The following is a 17,670-nucleotide window of genomic DNA, read 5'->3' on the forward strand; positions in this document are numbered from 1 at the left end:
AGATGAGGCTATTTGCCCAACACCGAGAGGTTTCTTGATGAGTTTCTTTAGTAAAAACACCTTTGCCAAGGTAACGCTTGTCGTCATTGGCATCGCCTATTCACAGCTCTCCCGGTCTGAAACAGTACCGCTCGATTTTTCACCCGAACAGCCTGGTCGCCCGCATATAGCGGCCAGCCAGCAACGTATTGATGAAGTTGCCAATATTCCTTTTGTCAAAAAAGATACATTGACCATCGCAATCAATACCAATAGCAGTTTGCCCTTGCATGATTATGCAAGCGACGCAAAAACTCCGATCGGACTGGATGTAGATCTGGCTTCTGCACTTGCCGAACGCATGGGCAAAAAACTGGAATTGATAGAAATTGTCTGGGCCGATTGGCCATTGGGTCTATCGAGCGGCAAATATGACGCTGTCATCGCCAATTTGACAGTTACCGAAGAGCGAAAAGAAAAATTCGATTTTGCCACTTATCGTCATGATATTATCGGTATCTATGTCAAGAAATCGAGCCCCATAAAAGAAGTCAAAGAAGCAAAAGATATTGCCGGTTTGCGGGTGATTACCGATGCCGGTACAAATCAGGAAAAACTGCTTTTGCAATGGAACGATATGAATGTAAAAGCCGGTTTAAAACCGGTTGAAGTTCAATATTATGATGACCGTCCCTTGCAAACACTGGCTCTCGACAGTGACCGTGCCGATGCAATTTTCAGCGTTAATGCTATACAGTCCTATATTTCTGCCACAACCGGAAAAACAAGGCTGGTTGGCACTATCAATGGCGGCTGGCCATTAACCGCTGATATTGCTGTGGGCTTACAGAAGAACAGCCCGCTCGCCAAACCGGTGTCGGATTCCATCAATGATATGATCGCCGACGGGACATATGAAAAAATCCTGAAACGTTGGAATTTGTGGGAAGAAGCGATTTCGCAATCGCAAATCAATCCTCCGGGCTTGCCCAAGCCCAAAGCACAGTAAAACCAACATTCAAACCTCAATCCCGGATTTACCGATAGCCCCAGAAATTATCGGTAAATCCGACATTCAAATGCCGGCATGATGACTATAATGAAGAAATCGAAAATTATATTGCCATTATTGGTTATCGTTATCCTGTTCAGAATGACGATGACTGTATGGGGGCTTGACCAGATGCCCTTTTTCGACACCTCTACCGAACAGGACGGCCGTATTCACGTCGAAAAAAATGAAGATGCAATCAAGGCCATTCCGCAAGATTATCAATTTGCCAATAAAGATAAATTGACAATTGCTGTTGCTCCGAGTGACCCGCCTCTATCATTTTATGCTAGCGACGCAAAAACGCCCATCGGCTCGGAAGTCGATTTTGCTTCGGCAATAGCTGAAAGTCTTGGAAAACAGCTCGAACTCGTAGCCATACCGTGGATTGATTGGTCACTTGGCCTGTCATCGGGAAAATATGATGCCGTTCTTGCCAATATCGGTGTGACCGAAGCGCGCAAAAAAAAGTTCGATTTCTCGACTTACCGGCAAGGCATTCACGGCTTTTATGTAAAAAGTGATAGTCCGATCAAAAAAATTGAAAAGCCGGAAGATCTCGCCGGGTATCGGGTTATTGTAAGTGGCGGTACCAATCAGGAGCGTATCATGTTACGCTGGAATGATATTGTTACTCATGAAAAGCTGAAGCCGATCGTGCTTCAGGACTATGATGATAGTGCTGCAAAACTGCTTGCTCTCCAGTCAGGGCGGGCAGATGTCATTGTCGGCCCGCATGCGCAATTGGTCTATTTTGCATTGCGCGACAACAATTTGCGCAAAGTCGGAACACTTATTGCCGGTTGGCCTGATCGTTCCGACGTTTCGGTTGTGACAAGAAAATCAAGCGGCCTTGCAGAACCTGTTACCATTGCAATCAATGGTCTTATAAAGTCGGGTGCTTATGAAAAAATTCTCGCCAGATGGCATCTGGAAGATGAAGCACTCAACGTTTCAGAAAACAATCCCGAAGGCATGGCAGAAGAATAGCGGAGCATTATTTCATGAAAATCCATCACAATATCACCGAACTCATCGGCAAGACGCCGCTTGTCGAGCTTCATCATTACGGCAAAAAACATCATTTGAAATCACGTATTATTGCCAAACTGGAATATCTCAATCCGGCAGGCAGTATAAAAGACCGTGCTGCTTTGAATATGATTAATGAAGCGGAAAAATCCGGCAAGTTGAAAAAAGGCGATACCATTGTCGATGTTACAAGCGGCAATACAGGCATTGCGCTTGCCGCTGTGGCAGCAGCCAAAGGCTATGCAACGAAATTCTATGTGAGCGATAATATCAGCGCCGACAAAATAAAACTTCTCAAGCTTTATGGTGCAGAAGTGATTCCGGTTGAAAATGCTTTTTTTATGGATCCGGAAGCATTGGAAAAAATGGCTGCCCGCATCGTTTCGGAAAATCCGGACGCCTTTTTTATCGACCAATTGGCCAATCCCGATAATCCGAAGGTTCATATTGTCTCGACCGGTCCTGAAATCTGGGAAGATACAGACGGTCAGGTGGATATTCTGGTCTGTGCCATGGGCACAGGCGGAACAGTGTCAGGAACCGGAAAATATTTGAAATCGAAAAATCCGAAAATCAAAGTTGTTATTGCAGAACCGGCAGAAACCTCGCTTCCGAGTGAAGAAAATCCCTATCCCGATGAAATTGACGGCGTGCACAAGGTAAGTGAAGTGCCGCCAGAGTCTCTGCCAAAGAACTATGCGGCAGAAGTGGTTGATGAAATTTTTTCACTCGACACCGCGGATGCTCTTAATGTTCAACGTGATCTCTTAACAACCGAGGGAATATTCCCCGGTGTTTCAGCCGCTGCCATTTTATGGACAGCAACCCGCCTTGCCGAACGGGAAGAAAATGAGGGCAAAATGATTGTGGCAATTTTCCCTGATAGTGGCGAACGTTATTTGAGTGCTGCAACAAAGAACTAAAGCAATTGCATATTTGCGGGCAGATAAACTTCTGCCTGCAATTTTTTTAAGAATATTTTCGAGACCTCAACTTTTCTTTTCTTCCCCGCCCCATTTTGTTTGTTCACCACATTTTTCTAAAGTCGAAAACATAATGTCTTAGGTCAGAAAAACAGGCTTGGGTTGCTGGTGTTGATGAATGTCGCTGGTATGAATGACGCTGAACAGCTTCCCCCTTCTTCAACTCAACGAAGATCGGCCTTTTCAAAGTTTGATTGCCGTATGCTTGAATTTTTTCATAAAATTTCGGGGGCAATTTTTTCGCAAAATTGACGGGTGTTTTTAAGTACTCATCATCGGGCGCACACACCCCTTTGCCAAATTCGAATATTGAAAGCTTTAAAACATCAAGCCGAAATGCGTCACCGTTATTTTGTTTTGCACTTCTTGGCTTTAGTAGCTCATGTCTCCATACCCTCTTTAAAAGAGTAAAAAACAAACTACCACTTTAAGGAAAATTCGTTTTCATTTACGACTTTAAGGTGTCTATAGTAATATTTAAACAAACAAAATGGAGACCTTGCTGTGCGATTCTTTGCCGACGGACCATCTATTCCCGATGAATTATTGTGGGAGAGAGATGAAGGCAAAGTGGTCTTTTTCTGTGGTGCCGGCGTATCAAGGGCATATGCAAACTTGCCCGATTTTTTTGGCCTTGCAAATGTTGTAGCCAAACATCTGGGAATTGGTAAGAATAGCGATGCTTATAGGCTTATACACTCGGCGCATGAAATAGAAAAAAATGCGGGCATTAGCGGCTTGATCTCGGCTGATCGTATTTTTGGTCTGCTAGAAAGAGATTTTCGTGCCGGAGATATTGAAGAGGCTGTTGCATCAGCTCTGAATCCCGAAAAACAAGATTCACCCAAAAAGCCGGAATACCTAAAAGCGCACAGAATTTTGCTCGATCTGGCAACAAACAGACACGGAAAAGTCCGGTTGGTCACGACAAATTTTGACCGCCTGTTTGAACAATGCCGGAAAAAGCTCAAAATCTGGCAGCCGCCAAAATTGCCTGATCCTTCACGCGTCGACGAGATGGATGGGATTGTTTATCTACACGGCCTCGCAACGAAAGATTATAAAGGCGCAGAAGGCGACGGATTTATTCTTTCGACATCCCAGTTCGGAAGAGCTTATCTTGCCGAAGGTTGGGCAACCCAGTTCATTCGCCAAATTCTTGATAATTACACAATTGTCTTTGTCGGCTACAGTGCCGACGACCCGCCGGTGCAATATTTGCTCGAAGCTTTACACAAAATGGAAGCAACGCATAATAAAATTTATGCTTTCCAGTCGGATGATGGTGACGATGTCATCAATCGCTGGAAATTCAAAGGTGTGATGCCTATTTGTTTTCCTGCGGGGAGTTACGATATTTTATGGAAAACGCTTGAAGCCTGGGCGGAAAGAGCACGTAATCCCGACAAGTGGTATGAACAAGTCATAAAAAAATTTGCTGGCAAACCTCGCGCACTCCAACCTTTTGAACGCGGACAAATTGCACATATTGTTTCATCAAGTGAGGGAGCAAAAAAATTTGCAGAAGCAAAAACGGTTCCTTCGGCAGAATGGCTTTATGTCTTTGACGACTCTTGTCGTAATACAATCCCGGATCAACTAAATCCATCATCCTCAAATAAAAATTTTATGGGTATACATACTCTATACGGCCTTGATTCTGATAAATCGCCTCAAGACTCCGATCTCGGTTATAACGAGCAGATGGTGCGAACATTCTTTTGGAAATCTTGGGATGCTTTTGATATTAACTCACGTGACCATGCATCTGTAGACATTCAAAACATAAATGCATTACAAAACAATGTTTCGCAACTTGTCAATCGTCTTGAACAATTAACGTTATGGTTTACGAAAGTACTTGATCAGCCTGCTGCTTTATTTTGGGCTGTAATTAAATTTTCGTTAAACCAAATCATCATAAACGTAATTTCACGTGAATTAGTGAATCATTCGCACCCTATCAATCCCCTTATTCGTCAACGATGGCAGCTGATAGTATCGGCGTGGGAAAAACGTACCTATTTTCGTAATGCTTTATCTATTTCACCATGGAAAAACGGCGAGTGGAATGCAACAGTTGTTGAACAATTCGAAAAACTAACGCGCCCTTATTTTTCTGTAAAATCTACTATATATCTCCAACCAATTCCGCAAAAACTCAAAATTAACAGAAAAAATGTCAACCAATTTGCACCAGTCGCTATTGAATATCCCTATTCCGATCAACCACTCGATATTCCTGATAAGTGGTGTTATGCGTTTCTGAAAGCACTATGGAGAAATTTAGAAATTGCAATCTTGTACGAAAAGGAAATCGGCAGATATGGTCAATTACCTCTCCAACCGATTGTTTGTGACAAAGAAGATAAAAACTCTTCTAAAAGAACGCCTGATCTTTCCGGCATGATCATATATTTTGCGAGACTTTTTGATCAACTATGTAAAATTGATCCTTCTGTGGCAAAATTTGAATTTTTGTCATGGCCGCAAGATGATGATATTGTCTTTGCCCATTTAAGGATATGGGCAGCAGGAAAGGAAGAAATCGTTGCCAATGATGAATTCGGGCAGTTTATCTCATCCCTTTCAGATGAAACAATTGGTAATTGCCAACATGAAGATGACTTATTGTCAATTTTGACAAAACGGTGGGTAAAACTGGATAGTTCCACCCGCTCTACAATTGAAAAGCGGTTACTTGAAAATACACCTCATTTTCCTGGGAAAGATCAACTTATCCGAAAAAAACGCCGCGCTTGGCTAAGCTTAAATCGTTTTCAGCGCTTGATAGATGAGGGATGTGAATTATCGGTAAAAACACAAAAAAAAGCTCAAAAACTGCATTCCATTGTACCTGAATGGACTGAAGAAAGAGCACGTGCCGCGGAACAACTCACAAATGGCGGATTTATAGTAGCCAATACAGATTATACTGCTTTATTAAACATTCCACTTTCAAAGCTGTTGGCCAAAGTTGAAAGAACTCGACAGGGATGGGATGATTTTCGCATTGTTAATAGGCCGTTCGAGGAATTGGCAAAAGATAAGCCGGTACGTGCTTTTTCTGCATTATGCCTTGAAGGCAAAAAAGGTATTTTTCGAGAATGGGCATGGCAGAAATTTTTGTATTCGGAAGCTCGCAAAGCCGATCAAACCCGCTTCAAACTTTTAATTGCCAATCGTCTTCTTAATTATTCGGATGAACAGATCGCTATAATTATTAAACCTGTTGGTTACTGGCTCGATGATAATGCAGGTAAACTTGAAAAAAATTATCTACCCGTTTTTTTTCGTCTTGCAAACAGACTTGTGGAAATATTGAAAGTGCAGCCTGATAAAGGTACATCTATCGCTAAGTTAAGTATTGACAAGTTTACCGAAGCAATCAATGCACCTGCAGGAATGATAGCGCGAGCGCTTTTAACCAAACCGTTTATGCAAAACCTTGGCAATCAATGTTTTTATAAAGAATGGTTCGATTTGATCGAATCTCTCTTGAAGCTGCCAGATAGTTCCCGCCAATATGTTCTGGTTATTTTATTCTCCAAAATTGATTGGTTTTTTCTAATCAATAAAGATTGGACCAAAAAATATTTGTTACCAATTTTTCACAGCAGCAAATCTATCGACCGCGACGCTGCGTGGTCCGGTTTTTTAGAAATTCGCGAGCTTCCTTGTACGGAAATATTTAAAACCATAAAAGACGATCTGTTCACAATTGTTAAAACTCTCCCAGCTTTTTACCTAAAAAATATTGATCGCTATGCTAAGATAATTCTGGATTTATGGGACAATACGGATGATAGCACAGAAGAAAAACTTATTACAGATGAAGAATTACATGAATTACTATTAAAATCCAACAATCGATTCCGAATAATCATTTCAAGTCACCTTACGTCTGAATTTAGAAGGAATAATAATCCTTCCGATCAATCGAAATTATGCTTAGCTAAACTTTTAAAAATTTGGCCAAAGCAGATGAAAGCCTGGTCACCTGAAGTATCAGCTATTTTTTGCAAATTACTTCTATGGAGTGGTGCGCAATTTCCTGTTCTACTAAAATTAGTGATAAACCACTTGAATAAAATATACGACATAAACCAATTAGATTTTGGTGACATCACCACGCCTTATTTTGGCAATAAAATTATTCAAGATTACCCGAAAGAATTATTGGAATTACTATTTACGGTTTCGCCGAATGCTACTCGTCAACGACCTTTCAAAATAGCTGAAATTCTGCAAAAAATAGTCGAAGCCGATAGCAGCCTTAAAAAGGATGTTCGTTACATAGAATTAAAACGACGTTATTCTATTTGACAACTATAAATCATGAGGGATCGGAGGGATGTTTTTAAAGGTTCAGTTTGTTGAAAACAGAGCTTTATCCGGCATCATCTCTCATTTTGCCGTTTATTCGGTTGAATATAATTGTGAAAGTTGAAGCAAAGCGGCCACCGCCTCGCTCTAACCGCAGACCGGAACGGTTGAATAACCAGAAAAAGTTTTGAAACATGAAATGGCAATTTTAAGCCACACATTTTCCTGCTAGACCCGTTTGCCAGCTCAAACGCGCATTGGCTTTTTAAACTGAACCCTCTGCCAGTCAAATTTGAAAAAACAAATGCCAAACGAAACCATGACTAAACATTTTAAAAAGCGTCGAGCTTTTCGCGTGGTTTCAAGCGCACCTATACAATGAACTGTTTATTTGCCGTTACAAAATTGTTTGGTAATTTCTGCCACATGATGTCCGAGATATTTGGCTGTGTTCAAATCTTCTATTTTCGGGGTGACATCCGGTGACGCATTGTCCGACTGCGCCATGGCACCGAGCCAGCTTCCGATACCGTTAAGATCATTGCGTGTTTTACCCGAAAGCAGACCGAGATTGACCCATATCATCGCATGTTGGGCGGCAAAAAGGCTCATTGTCATCAAACTGTTGAGCTTGTCGCCATGTTCGGCTCCCGAATTGGTAAAACCTGCTGCAATCTTGTTGCGCCATTTCTGTTCGACAAAAGCCGGACCGGTTGAATCTTCCATGAATTGTTTGAAACGTGCGCTCACCGTTCCATTATAGGTAGGCGAGCCGAAAATGATGGCATCGGCTTTTTCAAGCAGGTTCCAATTGACCGGTTTTTCATCAAGTCCGATCAAAAATGTTTCGGCATTTTGTACTTCTTTCGCTCCCTCTTCGACATAGTGCGCCAATTTTTCCGTGTGCCCGAAGCCACTATGATAAACAATTGCTATTTTCATCTTCGCCAAAACCTCTAAAAACCGTGACTGATTATTCAAAAAATCCGCTATCTTCCTGTCACCCGACACGCTGTGTTTTAACAATATTTTATCGTTCTGATTTCATGAATTTTTTTATTAAAGCTATGATTGATATTCATGAATTATAAAACCGGCTGAGGCGACAATTATTTCAAACAAAATGGCCGCAAAACGATTTGAATAAAATTTCGCACCATGCGTTTTCACTTTCGGTTTTTGCCTCAGGCTTTCATTTTGTATTCCGGTTAATATTCCTTTTTTCATGAATTCCATTCATCACTTCAAACAATTCTACCTCGGTAAACATTCCTCTTCCCATGACGTAAATTTAAGGGAGTTGAGGGAGGGAATAAAATTAGAAGGAATGGAACACGATGGAACAATTAAAAAACATGCATTCGTTGAATGGCAACCGTCGGCAGGTTCTCACCGCTTTGGCTCTATTGATGGCAGCGCCGCTTTTCACAGCACTGCCGCAAGCTGCACGAGCACAAGAATTGCAGTCGCATAAGAATTTTAAAGGGACAACAACAATGATAAGCAAAAAACGTGTTCTGGGTTCCGGTGCAAATAGTCTTGAAGTCTCTGCTATGGGGCTTGGATGCATGGTCATGACCGGCGCACACGGGCCGATTGCCGACCATCAGGAAATGGTCAAGCTCATCCGCACTGCTTTCGATCAGGGCGTGACACTTTTTGACACGGCGGAAGTTTACGGACCGCTTTTGAATGAAACACTTGTTGGCGAAGCTGTTGAACCTTTTCGCAATGAAGTGGTGATCGAAACGAAATTCGGTTTCAACATTGTAGACGGAAAACAATTACCGGGTTTCAACAGCAAACCGGATCATATCCGCGCTGTTGTTGAAGGTTCATTAAAACGGTTGCGCACCGATCATATTGATCTTCTCTATCAACACCGTGTCGATCCGGATGTACCGATCGAAGATGTGGCAGGAACTGTCAAAGACCTTATCAGGCAAGGAAAAGTTTTGCATTTCGGCCTTTCGGAAGCAAGTGTCAAAACAATCAAGCGCGCTCATGCCGTGCAGCCGGTCACAGCTTTACAAAGCGAATATTCGTTAATGTGGCGCGAACCCGAAAAACGCATTTTCCCCGCAATTGAAGAAATGGGCATCGGTTTTGTGCCCTTCAGCCCATTGGGGCGCGGCTATCTGACAGGTGTTCTCAACGAAAATACCAAATTCATGAAAACAGATTTGCGTTATGGCAAGCCGCGTTATTCGGCAGAAAACATGAAAGCGAACCGCCCCTTTGTGGACGCACTTGATAAACTTGCTTTGGATAAAGGTGTCACCGGCCCCCAACTTGCGCTTGCCTGGTTGTTAAAACAACATCCGTGGATTGTGCCAATACCGGGCACAACGAAGCTCGCCCATCTTAATGAAAATCTCGCAGCCGTGGATATTACATTGGATGATGCGGATGTTGAAAAAATCAACCGCACTTTGTCGGCAATTCCTATTCATGGCGACCGTTATGGGCCGGAAGAAGCCAAAGCCATCGACCATGATGACGATTAATTAACGGTAGGAAAAGGTGATCTCTCATGAGCCAGATTGGCAAAGGCAAGGATGAAACCGTTATCGAACCGCTTCAGCCGATCATTGATGCCCATCATCACCTTTTCGACCGTCCTCCGCTTACCTATCTTTTGAAGGACTATCTTAAAGATGCCCGCTCTGGCCATAATATTATCGCTTCGGTTTATGTAGAAACACAGGCTTTCATATCTCATTCAGAGCCGGAAGTTATGCGCCCTGTTGGTGAAGTGGAATTTGCAAACGGTGTAGCGGCAATGTCCGACAGCGGCGTTTATGGCAAAATCAAAATAGCGGATGGAATTGTCGGATATGCCGACTTGCGTTTTGGCGAAAAAATTGCACCGCTCCTTGATACATGTCTTGAACGGGCAGGCACTCGCTTTAAAGGTGTCAGACAAAATATCATTGATGATAAAAGCCCGTTGCCATTCAAATTTGTGACCAATAGGCCACCGCATGACCTTGTAAACCACCCCGATTTTCCAAAAGGTCTTGCCGAAGTTGAAAAGCGCCATCTCACATTCGACATTGGCGCTTTTCACCACCAATTGCCACAAATTGCAAAGCTTGCCGATGCTTTTCCCGACCTTGTTATTGTGTTGAACAATATGGGGCACGTTATGGCTTTGGGGCTTGACGAGAGAGAAAAGAAAGAAGCACTTCAAACATGGCGAAACAATCTTCGAGAGCTTGCAAAACGACAAAATGTCGTCTGTAAAATTGGCGGGCTAGGTCTGCCGTTTTTCGGTTTCAATTTGCACGAGCGTAAAGATGTCGTCACCAGTAAAGAGCTTGTCACACTCTGGCGGCCTTATATTGAAACAGCAATAGAAGCTTTCGGCGTTGAACGCTCGATGATGGAAAGCGATTATCCGATGGACGGGCGTTCATGCGGATATGTGCCGCTATGGAACGCGTTGAAATTATGCGTTTCGGGCGCATCAAAAGAAGAAAAAGACAATCTGTTTTATAAAGTTGCAGCCAAAACCTATCGCATCAACATCGAGGGGCTTGTTTGAATGGCAGGTTTTCATAAACAATTTGTAAGACGGCGTGCCACCGGTTTCTTCGGTTTATTTTCAGGTCTTTTCCTTACAAGCCTCGCATTTCTGGCTGTTTCAAGTGAAGAAGCGCAAAGCCAAACTTTGAAAGGTGAAAATGACATGAACCAGATCGATATTGTTTTTAACGATACCGGAAAAACCTGCACGATCAAGCTTGATGACAGTGATGAAGCGCGTGATTTAATAAGTGAGTTGCCGCTCGAACTTACGCTTGAAGATTTTAACAAAACCGAAAAAATTGCCACCTTGCCGAAAAAGCTTGATGTCAAAACACAGCCAAAAGGGTTTAATCCCGAAAAAGGTGACGTTACCTATTATATTCCTTGGGGTAATCTTGCCATTTTTACGCGCGATTTCCGCTTTTCGGAAAACCTCGTGCATCTGGGAACACTTTCCGGTTGCATGGAAAATTTTGACCAACAGAAGACTATTCCCGTAAGACTTGAAAAAAGCAAAATCTCGAACGCCCGCTAGCCTTCCATAACTCAGGATGGTAAAAATGCCGCCTGCCCGGTCGTAAAAAAAGCGGGGTGAAACTCGTGAGTTCTGGCTAAAGCCACGGTTTTATTGATCTGTCAGTCATTCGATATTCGAGGGGAACAATGAAATTTTTGAATGATCGTGACGTTTCACAAATTTTATAGATGTGAGCGGAGCAATATCAATTTTAAACAAAGATGAAAGTGGCGCTTTCAACACGTCAATCATAACCATTCGCAAAAAATTGGCGTCGGCGACAATCAATGTCGGTTCGGCATAGTTTGCCTGTTCAAGCCAGTCTACGGTCTTGTCATAAAGGGTTTTGAAAGAGGTTCCCCCATGCGGAGCTGAATAAGGGTCACTCAACCATTGCTCAAGCTCGTCTTCCTCTTCATTTGCGAGTTCTTTCAAAGCTTTTCTTTGCCAATGCCCGTAATCGATAACAGGAATTGAGAAATCTATTTTGAAATCAAGCCCCAATAATTCGACCGTGCGGATAGACGAGGTAAGATTGGCGCAAACAACATTCATGCCCTTTTGAACCGAAAATTTTTCGGGCAAAAGAACATCGCTATCAAGACTTTCATTTCCGGGAAAAATGCCACGCTGTTCGGCACGTGTCATGCCATGAGTCATAATAATAATTTCCGCCATTTCGCTTCCCGATCTTTTCTGCATTATCCAAACACGATCAATTTCTAAATTGTCACAGACAGTAATCTAGTCGTTTCAAACAGAATTTGACAGGGATTTTGCTTGAGACTATGGTGAGCCTCACATTCAATTTCGTGGAACCCGGTGTCAATCCGGGGCGGTCGCGCCACTGTGACTGTCTACCAATCATGGGACAGAAGCCAGAACTTCGATTTGATTGCTTTTCCCTTAAACTCAAGGACGCGTTATCCTGAAGGAGGTTTCATGTCTATTAAAACGGCGCATGCGCCGCAAACCATATTTGTTCCGGCCAAAACCATTCCGGTCAAAGCCATTTTGCCATGGGCTATATTTGGCGGTCTTATTTGCCTCATCGCACTTTATTTCATCACCACAGAGCAAGGTGCATTGTCGCTTTTCAGCGGCACCACCATTCATGAATTTGTTCATGATGGGCGCCATCTTCTCGGCTTTCCATGTCACTGAGGAGATAGAATAATGGGTTCACTCCTTTATCGGGGCATGCTTGTCGGCCTCGTTGCCGGTCTTATTGCGTTCGGATTTGCCCGCCTTTACGGCGAGCCTTATGTTGATCGTGCCATTGCTTTTGAAGAATCCCATGAAGCGGCAGAGGAAGCACAAAGCGGCCATTCCCATGAAGATGAAGAAGAAGTTGTCAGCCGAAAAACACAAGCCGGTTTTGGCCTTTTGACTGCACTTGTGGTTTTTGGTGCCGGTGCAGGCGGGCTTTTTTCCTGCTTTTGCAGCTATGCTTTCGGCCGATTAGGAAAATTAAACATCATGGCCACAAGTCTACTGATTTCGGCTTCTGCCTTTATTTCGGTGGTATTGGTGCCGCAGTTAAAATATCCATCCAACCCGCCAGCGGTCGGCCAACCCGAAACCATTGTTTCGCGTACCGAAGACTATTTCGCGCTTATTCTGGTGTCGCTTCTTGCCATGGTTCTGGTTTATGTTGCGGCAAACCGGCTTAAAGCCAAATTCGGCGGGCTTAATGCGGCGATTATTGCCATGATCGGCTATGCCGTATTCATGGGCATCGTCTATTTCATTATGCCGGTTGTCAACGAAGTTCCAGCCGACTTTTCGGCTGATGTTTTATGGCATTTCCGCATTGCGACTTTCGGTATTCAAGCCATATTGTGGCTGATACTCGGTGTCGGTTTCGGTTATCTTGCCGAAAGACATATGAAAAAACTTTAGCCGGGGATCGCAAGGAATAGTTAAAGCGGAAATTTTCACGAAAAACTTTTATCTTCGACAAGTTACTTTTGTCTTCGACGGGGAACTTTCTGTCTTCAACAATGAACTTTCTGTCTTGGACAGGAATTTGTCCAAGTTTCCGCTTCTATTCCTTGCATCACCAATTCACTTTCTGTCATACTCTTTGTCTCTATAACAGAAGGTTCCAACCTTCTGTTTGTTTTGGCGCGGCTTTCGACCGGTCGCGGATTTTTAAAAAACAGGACAACGAGAATTTTATGAAAATTTACATTTCAGCCGATATAGAGGGGGTGGCCGGTGTGGTTATCCCTCAGCAATGTTCATCCGGCAATGCCGAATATGAGCGGGCGCGCCGCCTGATGACCAACGAAGTCAATGCTGCTGTTACCGGTGCATTTGAAGCCGGTGCAAAAGAAGTTGTTGTGAACGATTCCCATGGTGCAATGGTCAATCTTGTTCCCGAACTCCTCCATCCCGATGCCGAACTTATTCAGGGAAAACCGAAACCGCAAAATATGGCTTGCGGCCTTGCCGATGGCGGTTTCGACATGGTTTTTCTTGTTGGCCACCATGCCGGAGCAAGTCTTGAAGGTGTGCTTGCCCACACCACCAACAGCCGCGCTTTCCGTGCTGTCTATCTTGGCGACAAACGATTGGGTGAACCCGGCATTTATGGCGCTTATGCGGGCGAACTCGGTATTCCTGTCGGGCTTTTAACCGGCGACAATTGCCTTGAAGAACAAAACAGGGAATTCTTCCCCAAAGCGAGATTTGCAACAGTCAAACATGCTTATGCCAATCGTGCCGCGCGTTCTCTTTCGCCCACAAAATCGTGCGAAAAAATAAAAGCAGCCGCCTTTGAAGCCGTCAAGAACAGGCATGAAATGAAACCCTTTATTATACGCCCACCTTTTATGGTGAAATTCGAGGTTCTTTTGCCTGCCCTTGCCGATCAGGCCGCACATCTACCTCCTGCCAAGCGTATTGATGCGATAACAATCGGCTTTGACTGCAATTCGGTTCGTGATGCAATCGGCTGGATGAGTGCAGTTTCTGCACTTGCCGCTTCGGTCATGTGAGAGAAAGCTTGAACTTTTCTTGAACCATGAAAGCGGGTAAAAACCCGCTTTTTCTTCTTTTTGAGGCGACCGGTTTCCCATTCAACACAATATGGGATATGACCCGCTTTCAATGGTAGAATATGACTGGCTTTTCGATTGTGACGCTTCAAATTTCCGCGCTGATCTTGGCACATTTTACAAAAGCGGGCTTATGATTTTTCCGGCTTAAAATGTTCCGGAAAAGAAAGCTGACAAACCGATATGGAAATGAAATTCTGAAACCAACTTCAAAGCAGAGATGCCAAGCAAAGGGTAACAGTTTCCCCTTCGCTTGACAAACTTAACGAACAATCACCGATTGCCGGAAAATCAATAAATGCCGGTATGGATTTCGCCATCCTGACCCATCCATGCGCGATACATTCCCTCGCTATTGAAAGGCAGGCACACTTCGCCCTTGGCATTGACGGCAATAAGCCCGCCCTCGCCGCCGATTTTTACGAGATCTTTGATAACCGATTGCGCGGCTTCTTCAAGTGTTTCTTTTCCCCAGCGGATACGGGCGTCAATTTCGTGCGCCGCGGCATAGCGGATGAAATATTCGCCATGTCCGGTTGCCGAAACTGCACAGGTTTTGTCATCTGCCCATGTACCGGCACCGATAACCGGACTATCGCCGACACGACCAGGGAACTTGGCAGTCATTCCGCCGGTCGATGTTGCCGCCGCCACATGGCCAAAAACATCACAGGCAACCGCGCCGACTGTGCCATGACGCCGTGAAGGGTCATTTTCTTCCCCGCCATTACGGCGGCGCTCCATTTCCTGTTCAAGCGCTTTCATGCGCCGTTCGGTGTAAAACCATTCGGCCGGTTTGATCTCAAGCCCGATCTCGCGGCAAAATTCATTGGCTCCTTCACCGGCAAGAAAAACATGTTCGGTTTTTTCCATAACAGCGCGGGCTGCAAGAACCGGATGACGCGGCCCGAAAATTCCGGCAACGGCACCGGCATTGCGGTCGCGCCCGTCCATGATGGCAGCATCCATTTCCTGCGTGCGGTTGGTGGTATAAACAGCACCACGACCGGCATTGAAAAGCGGATCATCTTCCAGTGCCATAACGGAAGCGGTGACCGCATCAACGGCCGAGCCATTTGCCTTCAGCACAGCGCGCCCTGCCTCAAGTGCCAATGTCAGCCCATGACGATAGGCTTTTTCCTTTTCTTCCGTCATATCTTTCGAGCGCATTGTGCCGGCGCCACCATGAATGGCGATAACCGGTTTTACAAGAGACGACATTTCAAAGTCCTTTCAAAAAACCATTTCAGGCTATTTTAAAAAATAGCGTTCCGACGCCGGTCAATTGACGTCGATTTTGGGATCAAGCGCGTCACGCAAGCCATCGCCGAAAACATTGAAGGCCAAAACCGTAACGAAAATTGCAATACCCGGATAAAGGGTGAGGTGGTCGGCAACGCCCATATAGCTGCGGCCTGCGGCAAGCATTGCGCCCCATTCCGAGCTTGGTGGCTGGGCACCAAGGCCGATAAAGGAAAGGCTTGCAGCGGTTAAAATAGACGTGCCGATACGCATGGAAAAATAAACAATCACATTGGGCAAGGTTCCGGGCAGCAAATGGCGCAATACAATCATATGATCGGAAACACCGATGGCGCGCGCCGCATCAATATAAACAGCCTTTTTCATCGAAAGCGTCGTCCCGCGCGAAAGGCGGGCAAAAACCGGTACAGAAAACACGGCAACCGCATAAATTACATTGTCAATTCCCGGCCCCAGAATGGCAATCACAGCAATGGCAAGCAAAATGCCGGGAAAGGCAAACAGCACATCGGAAATGCGCATAATAAGCGAGTCAAGAAAGCCGCCATAGTAGCCTGCAAGAATTCCCAGAAACACCCCGATAAGACCGCCAAGCGTAACCGATAGAAAACCGACTGCCAGAGAAATACGCCCGCCATAGATGATGCGGGTAAATATATCGCGGCCATATTCATCGGTTCCCGCCCAGTGGGCGGCAGATGACCCCTGCAAAATGGCATTATAATCGGCACTATTGGGATCAAGCGTCATGAATAAAGGAGCGAAAATAGCCGAGCCGATCAACAAAAGCAGAAAAACAAGTGCCACAATTGCCGCTTTCTGGCGCGCGAAACGGCGCAAAAATTCGCCGAAGGGCTTGCGCGTTGCCTCGGCAACAAGTGTATCGGATGAAGTGTTCGCACTCATGAGTAACGGATCTCCGGATTAACAAAAGCATAGAGAACATCAACCAGAAGATTGATAAGGATGAACTCTAGTGAAAAGAGCAATATCAGCGCCTGAAGAACCGGATAGTCGCGATAGGACACTGAATCGATCAACAGTCTTCCAAGCCCCGGCCAGGAAAACACTGTTTCGACAACAATCGAGCCACCAAGCAAAAAGCCGAATTGCAGACCCACCATGGTGATGACCGGAATAAGCGCATTGCGCAATGTGTGTTTCCATGTCACCAGACGTTCGGGAACCCCCTTGGCGCGCGCAGTGCGGATATAATCCTCACGTGATATTTCGATAAAGGCCGAACGCGAAAACCGTGCCATCACGGCAGCAACCCCGACGCCGAGCGTAAATGACGGCATGATAAAATGAAGTGCCGTTCCATAACCGCCGGTTGGCAGAAGGCCAAGGCGCACAGAAAAGAGATTGATTAAGAGAAGGCCAAGCCAGAAGACCGGAAATGAAATGCCGGAAACGGCCACAACCATACCGGTATAATCCTGCCAACGCCCTCTTTTGACCGCCGAAAAAACACCGATAAGAAGCCCTAATATGGTTGACCAAATCATCGAAAAAACGGTGAGCCAGACAGTTGGCATAAAACGTTCGCCAATTTCCGAGGAAACGGGTTTGCGGGTTTTCAAGGATTCGCCAAAATCACCATGAACGGCGTTTTCCACAAAGGTCACATATTGCGCCCATATCGGCCGATCAAGCCCAAGTTGCGAGCGCATGGCTTCCACTGTTTCCGCATCGGCATCAACACCGGCTGCAAGACGGGCAGGATCGCCCGGCAAAAGCCGCACAAAACCGAATACGATGAGTGATATGACAAAAATCACCGGTATGATGGAAAGCAGGCGTTTGATAATAAAAGCGAACATCGAAAATCCCGAACTTTAGAGTGAACGGCGCGAACACGCGCCTATTCTCCGTTATTATCCAGTTTAAAAACCCGTGTTCCAATTGCTAACCACGGGATCAATT

Annotated in this window: 16 protein-coding genes; 10 read left to right on the forward strand and 6 right to left on the reverse strand. The window is 44.8% G+C overall.

Annotated features, from left to right (window positions below; all coding sequences use genetic code 11):
• The first annotated feature begins 37 nt into the window (after positions 1 to 37).
• From BBC0122_RS10290 to BBC0122_RS10300, 3 genes are all read left to right on the forward strand, one after another.
• Positions 38 to 988, forward strand: a complete 951-nt coding sequence (locus tag BBC0122_RS10290; protein WP_077993568.1) for an ABC transporter substrate-binding protein — start codon at positions 38 to 40, stop codon at positions 986 to 988.
• Positions 989 to 1,132: 144 nt separating this feature from the next.
• A complete protein-coding gene (locus BBC0122_RS10295) occupies positions 1,133 to 2,020 on the forward strand; it encodes an ABC transporter substrate-binding protein (RefSeq protein ID WP_225868194.1) in 888 nt (295 codons plus the stop codon).
• Between the two features lie 14 nt (positions 2,021 to 2,034).
• Positions 2,035 to 2,985, forward strand: a complete 951-nt coding sequence (locus BBC0122_RS10300) for a PLP-dependent cysteine synthase family protein (RefSeq protein ID WP_077993570.1) — start codon at positions 2,035 to 2,037, stop codon at positions 2,983 to 2,985.
• A 103-nt stretch (positions 2,986 to 3,088) separates the two neighbouring features.
• Here the strand turns inward: BBC0122_RS10300 and BBC0122_RS10305 are convergent, their stop codons facing one another.
• On the reverse strand, positions 3,089 to 3,463 hold the full coding sequence (locus tag BBC0122_RS10305) for a hypothetical protein (protein ID WP_077993571.1): 375 nt from the start codon (positions 3,461 to 3,463) through the stop codon (positions 3,089 to 3,091).
• Positions 3,464 to 3,549: 86 nt separating this feature from the next.
• On the opposite strand from BBC0122_RS10305, the gene BBC0122_RS10310 reads away from it, so the two are divergent.
• Positions 3,550 to 7,371, forward strand: coding sequence for an SIR2 family protein (locus BBC0122_RS10310; RefSeq protein ID WP_077993573.1), 3,822 nt, complete (start codon positions 3,550 to 3,552; stop codon positions 7,369 to 7,371).
• 387 nt (positions 7,372 to 7,758) lie between these two features.
• Here the strand turns inward: BBC0122_RS10310 and BBC0122_RS10315 are convergent, their stop codons facing one another.
• A complete protein-coding gene (locus BBC0122_RS10315; RefSeq protein ID WP_077993575.1) occupies positions 7,759 to 8,313 on the reverse strand; it encodes a flavodoxin family protein in 555 nt (184 codons plus the stop codon).
• Positions 8,314 to 8,867: 554 nt separating this feature from the next.
• Here BBC0122_RS10315 and BBC0122_RS10320 point away from each other — a divergent pair.
• The 3 genes from BBC0122_RS10320 to BBC0122_RS10330 are packed head-to-tail and all read left to right on the forward strand — an operon-like array spanning position 8,868 to position 11,437.
• A complete protein-coding gene (locus BBC0122_RS10320; RefSeq protein WP_077994663.1) occupies positions 8,868 to 9,878 on the forward strand; it encodes an aldo/keto reductase in 1,011 nt (336 codons plus the stop codon).
• Between the two features lie 26 nt (positions 9,879 to 9,904).
• Positions 9,905 to 10,918, forward strand: coding sequence for an amidohydrolase family protein (locus BBC0122_RS10325; RefSeq protein WP_077993576.1), 1,014 nt, complete (start codon positions 9,905 to 9,907; stop codon positions 10,916 to 10,918).
• On the forward strand, positions 10,919 to 11,437 hold the full coding sequence (locus tag BBC0122_RS10330; protein WP_149866692.1) for a cyclophilin-like fold protein: 519 nt from the start codon (positions 10,919 to 10,921) through the stop codon (positions 11,435 to 11,437).
• Between the two features lie 105 nt (positions 11,438 to 11,542).
• Here the strand turns inward: BBC0122_RS10330 and BBC0122_RS10335 are convergent, their stop codons facing one another.
• Positions 11,543 to 12,097 carry a histidine phosphatase family protein gene (locus BBC0122_RS10335; protein ID WP_188318041.1) on the reverse strand — a complete coding sequence of 185 codons (555 nt, stop codon included), beginning with the start codon at positions 12,095 to 12,097 and terminating at the stop codon, positions 11,543 to 11,545.
• A 264-nt stretch (positions 12,098 to 12,361) separates the two neighbouring features.
• Here BBC0122_RS10335 and BBC0122_RS10340 point away from each other — a divergent pair, with 264 nt between their 5' ends.
• From BBC0122_RS10340 to BBC0122_RS10350, 3 genes are all read left to right on the forward strand, one after another.
• On the forward strand, positions 12,362 to 12,583 hold the full coding sequence (locus tag BBC0122_RS10340) for a CbtB domain-containing protein (protein ID WP_075915101.1): 222 nt from the start codon (positions 12,362 to 12,364) through the stop codon (positions 12,581 to 12,583).
• Between the two features lie 9 nt (positions 12,584 to 12,592).
• Complete coding sequence (locus BBC0122_RS10345) at positions 12,593 to 13,321, forward strand: CbtA family protein (RefSeq protein ID WP_077993578.1); 729 nt, start codon at positions 12,593 to 12,595, stop codon at positions 13,319 to 13,321.
• Between the two features lie 278 nt (positions 13,322 to 13,599).
• Positions 13,600 to 14,421: a M55 family metallopeptidase gene (locus BBC0122_RS10350; RefSeq protein ID WP_077993579.1), complete on the forward strand. Its 822-nt coding sequence runs from the start codon at positions 13,600 to 13,602 to the stop codon at positions 14,419 to 14,421.
• Positions 14,422 to 14,772: 351 nt separating this feature from the next.
• On the opposite strand, the gene BBC0122_RS10355 is transcribed toward BBC0122_RS10350, so the two are convergent.
• From BBC0122_RS10355 to gsiC, 3 genes are read right to left on the reverse strand one after another with little or no spacing between them, the layout of a single operon-like run.
• On the reverse strand, positions 14,773 to 15,702 hold the full coding sequence (locus BBC0122_RS10355) for an isoaspartyl peptidase/L-asparaginase family protein (protein ID WP_077993583.1): 930 nt from the start codon (positions 15,700 to 15,702) through the stop codon (positions 14,773 to 14,775).
• Positions 15,703 to 15,762: 60 nt separating this feature from the next.
• Positions 15,763 to 16,650, reverse strand: a complete 888-nt coding sequence (locus BBC0122_RS10360) for an ABC transporter permease subunit (RefSeq protein ID WP_077993585.1) — start codon at positions 16,648 to 16,650, stop codon at positions 15,763 to 15,765.
• A complete protein-coding gene (gene gsiC / locus BBC0122_RS10365) occupies positions 16,647 to 17,567 on the reverse strand; it encodes a glutathione ABC transporter permease GsiC (protein WP_075915104.1) in 921 nt (306 codons plus the stop codon). The genes BBC0122_RS10360 and gsiC overlap by 4 nt, the downstream gene beginning before the upstream one ends.
• Between the last annotated feature and the right edge of the window lie 103 nt (positions 17,568 to 17,670).

The sequence above is a fragment of the Ditibartonella choladocola genome, assembly GCF_002007565.1.
GTDB lineage: Bacteria > Pseudomonadota > Alphaproteobacteria > Rhizobiales > Rhizobiaceae > Bartonella > Bartonella choladocola.